2 protein-coding genes and 1 pseudogene are annotated in these 5,626 nt (G+C 41.0%); 1 reads left to right on the top strand and 2 read right to left on the bottom strand.

The window, feature by feature from the left end; translation table 11 throughout:
* A pseudogene (locus QUB35_RS02410) lies at positions 1-916 on the bottom strand (calcium-binding protein); the annotation flags it as partial.
* 253 nt (positions 917-1,169) lie between these two features.
* The gene (locus tag QUB35_RS02415; RefSeq protein ID WP_333139022.1) at positions 1,170-2,357 is read right to left on the bottom strand and encodes a patatin-like phospholipase family protein; all 1,188 of its coding nucleotides are present in this window, start codon (positions 2,355-2,357) and stop codon (positions 1,170-1,172) included.
* Between the two features lie 314 nt (positions 2,358-2,671).
* Here QUB35_RS02415 and QUB35_RS02420 point away from each other — a divergent pair, with 314 nt between their 5' ends.
* Positions 2,672-4,690: an NB-ARC domain-containing protein gene (locus QUB35_RS02420; RefSeq protein ID WP_333139024.1), complete on the top strand. Its 2,019-nt coding sequence runs from the start codon at positions 2,672-2,674 to the stop codon at positions 4,688-4,690.
* Positions 4,691-5,626 lie beyond the last annotated feature (936 nt).

Here is a 5,626-nt window from a genome sequence, read left to right on the forward strand (position 1 = left end):
CTGTCGATGTTCCGTTACCGCCACTGTTCGACGATGATCCGGTGTCACCACTGCGGGGGGTCAAAGTGACAGTATTGCCAGAAGAAGTGCTGACCTGTAAGCTGTAATCAGCAGAGGAAGCTAATGCAGTTTTACTGCTGACACGGATTCTGTATTCAGTATTTGCTTGGTACGGGACAGAAAGCAGCGCATTCTTACCACCGCCACCGTCATCATTGAAGTCAACAACTTCCCCAGTATTAGCGTTGACAACTTCCACATAAGGGTCAAAGCCATTTGTCGTGCTGCTGAGGGAAATTTTGATCGGTTCGCCCACCGAGGATATTTTTACTTGAAATTCATCCGCAAGTGTGTTGCCAATACTGGGAGCCTTGACCGGAAAAGTAAAGTCTTTGGCGCTCTCCAATTTACCAGCGAAGGTAATAGAGTTGCCCGTTAGAGGGCTGCTGCTGAAGTTGCTACCTCTCGCAACTAAACTAACATTACCATTAGGAACGCTGGCCCGCAAACTGTAGGGATAAGTAGACGACGAGCTGGTAAATGAATTCACGCTGGTGACGCGGACTTTGTACTTGGCGCTGCCGTCAATTGTCAAAGAATTAGGAATTGTCGGATCGTCAACTAAATCAATATTTCCTGCAGGCTGACCGGCTTCAATCAATGAGTTTAGACTCTCTGAAGATCCATCGTCTGAATCAGCAACCACCCGACCCGTATTGACATCTATAACTTGCAGAAACGGATCATATTTGCTGTTTGGATCTGTAGTTGTAAGAGCAAGCTTGAGTGCTTCCCCGATCGCATCTGTATTCAAGTCATATTCATCAGCCCGCGTGAAGCCACTAAGCTCAGGGGGAACTGGAAAAATAATGTCATTGTTATCCAATTGACCAGATTTTATATCAGAAGTAGCCATGGTAGTTTACCTCAAGAATTAAAATTTGTTGAAATGAATGATGTTGGAATTTCTGTAACTCAACATCAATATCGACTAAAGAAACCGGGTTTTTTACTGAATCTGTGGCCTTCAACGAAGTATTTTCGTAAAAAACCAAGTTTCTAGGACTTTATGCGTAAGTCAGATCGAAATTAGTGGGCTAATTTCTCTCAGAGAAGGCCAGAAATCCTTGCAGGGGAATAAATTTTCTGATCTTGACTCAATAGTGATCTTACAATTGACTCAAATAAGGAATTACCTCCCGCATAGAATCCAATAAGGAATGATGCGATGTCAGAGATTTAACAAGCTTACTCATATCCTCCTTGCATTCCTTAGTTTTAAGGAATTCTTCTGCTATCTCAACCAATAAATAGAGATTATCTGGATCGGCACTAAAAGCCTTAACATTCTCTGTCAGAAGCGGTTGAAAGCGGAAGTATTCGCTCTCTCCGTCAAGTAATTCTTTGGCAACATAATCATTGGCATCATTTGAACCATCAAACAATACATCTAGCATCGGGATACCTTTGACTATGCTTACCCAATTCAAGCTACCCCACTCTTTCGCTTCTTCAACTGTAATCCGATTCAAAGCCATACCAGAACCAAAAGAAGCGACTACAGAAGGAAAATCTTTAAATTGTTTGCGTCCTTCGGCGATTGCACAAAGTACAGGGTTATTGGCAACAACACCGCCATCAATTAAAGGGATACCTTCATCCGGGATTTTTATAGTTGTCTCTTTCCCTGCTTTTGTAGCTGTTTTTGCCTTTACTTTAAGAGATTTAAGAAATTCCTTATTCTGGGTAACGTGAGCTGGAAAAGCCATAGGTGCAGCGCACGATGCTCTACAAACCTCCCACACTGGCATTGTTTTATACTCTTCTCGATAGTTCTTGAAGATTACAGCATCGTGATTATAGACATCGTAGCTTGGGATGACTACTAATTTTGGCAATTGACCAAATTCCTGACAGCCAAATACACTTTTGATTACCTCCTCCAGACCTTGGCCATCGGAGAAAGGTTGAAGCATAAATTTCTTGTCATTCTTATCGTCTTGACAAAATAGATGTAAAGGATCTAATTTGCTGAAGTCAATATTTTCCTGAATCACCTCACCCAACCAAACTTTCAAAGTCTCTTTGAAATTAGGAAAAATTTTCATGCCATTTTCTAGGTAAAATCCCTTCAGTTGTTTGGCGGAAAGTCCACTAGCTATTCCGCAAGCAATCAGGCTACCTGTGGAAGTTCCGGCAATGATATCAAAGTAATCTTTTAATTCCTTTTCGGGATTCTTTTCCTGTAGATCTTCTTCTAGCTTTTCTAGCAAAACCGCCGTTAAAAGACCACGAATTACGCCACCGTCAAAAGAAAGAATATTGTATGGAGATTTTGGATGTTTATGGGTGAACATTTCAGTTCCTCTCTGAATGATAGGTTGTTAATTTAGTGACTCGATACTAATTTCCAAAGTTTTCGTGATAAGAGAAGGTGTTACATCGTTGGCAATTTACAGATTTTTTTCATACTTACCTTATGCTCACGAGTCCTTTAGTTCGTAGTTACACAATAACCTTCTCACCTCAGCCCTCACAGTGGGAAAAAGTCAGAAAAGGCCAGAATTTTATATGAAGATTTAATAACTAAAGTAAAAAAAAGTAACAAGAGTCAGAAAAAGTGATAGTCTATAAGAGTAATTACTTAGTCACTGTTTTACAGTCACAGCTAATGACTCTCGAAGAAGCCTTAGCAATTTTAGACACCCTACTCAAACCAGGCCACTTAAACGACGTTCAAGACCTAGTATTCCGCCAATCTTGGCAAGGACAGTCTTATCAAAACATGGCGGATACATCAGGATACGATGCCGACTACTTAAAAGATATCGGTTCCCAATTATGGCGAACAATTTCTCTGGCATTGGGAACTCAAGTCACAAAACGCAATATTCACTCAATCCTTGAATCATGTACACGCCCGTCTCCAGATAAAACACCGAAAACCACATCACCAAATTTGCCCGATTGTTGGGCTAATTGTCACCTTTGGGAAGCTTTGGGCTTAAAACGTTATCCAGAGGAACAAGCGATCGCCTTCCCAAATCCTTCCCTAATAACAAAAACCCACCACAATTTATCAGAGGCGATCGACGTTTCTATTTTCTACGGGCGTACTCAAGAATTAGCTACCCTTAAACATTGGATTTTACAAGATCGTTGCCGCTTAATTACCCTGATCGGTATGGGCGGAATTGGCAAAACTGCTTTATCGGTAAAGTTAGCAGAAGAAATTCAAGGTGAATTTGAATTTGTCATCTGGAAAAGCCTGCAAGATAGTTCACCTTTACCCGAAGAATTAGCTAAAATTATCCAATTTTTATCACAGGATCAAACTACCGATTTACCCCAGGTTGTAGGCGAACGCATCTCTCTTCTTATCAAGTATTTACAGCAGCATCGGTGTCTGATTATCCTTGATGATTTAGACTTCCTTTGCCAGAGTGGTAGCTATGCAGGCACTTACCGCGACGGATTCTCTAACTACAGCCAACTTCTGAGACAAATTGCTGAAACCAATCACCAAAGTTGCGTGCTAATTGTCAGCAGAGAAAAAGCGAGAGAAATTGCATCTTTAACCGGAGCAACTTTACCCGTCCGATTCTTGCAACTGCAAGGTTTAGCACCAGTCGCAGCCAAGGAAATCCTCAAACTTAAGTCTTTAATAGGAACCCCTGCTGAAGAAGCGGAACTAATAAAATGCTACCAAGGTAATCCTATAGCTTTAAAAATAGCAGCGAGTTCCATCCAAGATTTATTTGCGGGGAATATTCGAGATTTCTTAGAACAAGAAGAAACTATTTTTAATGGGATTCGCCTTTGGTTAGATGAACTATTTAATCGCTTATCTCCGATAGAAAAACAAATTTTTTACTGGTTAGCGATTAACCGAGAACCAGTTTTGCCGACAGAACTTCTAAATGATATCGTCCCGCCAGTTTTCCAGGCAGAATTATTAGAAAGCTTAGAATCTCTCCAGTGGCGCTCTCTCATTGAACAAGCCGCAATTCAAGTCCCGGAAAAAAGTATTTTTGGCTTCACTCAGCAGCCATTAATCAGAGATTATATCACAGAAAAAATAATTGAGCAACTCTACCAAGAAATTACTAGAGAAGAGTGCAATAGTTCTACATCCTCTTGTTCCTTGTTTCCTTTTCTTCAAAACTATGCTCTGATTAAAGCTACAGCCGAAGAGTCGGTCAGAAAAAATCAAATTAGCGCCATTGTTACGCCTTTAATTTCCCGACTCCTAGTTACGTACAACACCACCGAAAAGTTAGCGGAAAAACTAAATTACATTTTAATCAAATTAGCAGAGCAGGGTGTAGCACCCGGATATGGGGCTGGTAATATCTTCAATTTATTATGTCAACTTCAACTAGATTTAACGGGCGCTGATTTTTCTGATATCACTATTTGGCAAGCAGATATGAGGGGTATTAATCTGTACCAAGTCAACTTTTCTGGATCTAATTTAGCCAAATCGGTTTTTAGTAGACCAAGAGAAAATAGTCATAATTTAGTTAGAGATGGCCGCGAACAAACGATTGAATGTTCAACGGTTGAAATGCAGAAGTATGGAAAAAATCTCTCCCCTTCAAGAATTTATGAAGGCATGAATATCAAGGGCGTTACAGGTTTAACTCAAGGGCAAAAATCCTTGCTAAAAGCTTTAGGTGCTGTCGAGTAAGCTGTCAAATTATTTAATTTGGCAACTAAAAAGTCCCGATGTTCCGATGTTTATCGTTTAGTTGGTGGGTGATGCTGTGGGGCTAGACCGCCCTAAAGCCCTTGTGACAGTTCCTAAGTCTTGCGGGTTCGTAACCGTTTGTGATAAACCTAGTTAAATCTATAGGATTTAACCTAAAATGATTACAGGTAAAGCCACCGCAAACGCCAAATCGTAAAACGCCCAATCGTAAGCAGTTCTTTACCGAATATGACAGCCAAGACAACATTTTTGTTGAATCATTGAGGCGGATTTTGATTGACCGAGAAAATGGGATGCAAGCCCCGTCCTTTTAGGACGGCTTTATGCTATAGTTTAATTGGTTGAAATCCCCACCTAAGATTGCAGCGATATATACTCATCTTGAGTTGAAACCGGGACTGATCCAGTAATAGGGAAAGACCCAAGGGCAATGGTTAAAATCCAACCGGGAAGCAAAACAAAGTATTGTTAATGTTTTTCAAACAAAACGATACATATAGTCGGGATAGGGCATTGCCACGACTTAAAATGAACATGGAGGCGCTCGTAAGACTACTTCGGTAGCATTGGTCGATGAAGTGTTAAGAATCCTCTCGCCTTTAGGCAGGGGAGTATGTCAAAAAAGTAATTCCCCACTAGGTTGAGGGAATAGGGGGCTTGCCGTTTAGCCTCTGGGTGCTAAATTCACTCAAAATGTCGATCGCTAGCAATCTCTAGTTTTTAACCAGCGGTTTCTCACTCATTTTCATGCTCAGCAATTGCCCTGAGCTCCGAAACCCGGATTCTCTCATACTTGATTGAGAGAGAAACCCGGTTGCTCAATCATTTTCCGGCTTTGAGCAATTGCCCTGAGCTCCGAAACCCGGATTCTCTCATACTTGATTGAGAGAGAAACCCGGTTGCTCAATCATTTTC

Origin of the sequence: Microcoleus sp. B13-B6, from assembly GCF_036705405.1 — a bacterium.
GTDB lineage: Bacteria > Cyanobacteriota > Cyanobacteriia > Cyanobacteriales > Microcoleaceae > Microcoleus.

Coding starts and splice junctions, on each gene's coding strand:
- QUB35_RS02415 (WP_333139022.1), bottom strand. CDS start 2,357: ATGTTCACCCATAAACATCCAAAATCTCCATACAATATTCTTTCTTTT.
- QUB35_RS02420 (WP_333139024.1), top strand. CDS start 2,672: ATGACTCTCGAAGAAGCCTTAGCAATTTTAGACACCCTACTCAAACCA.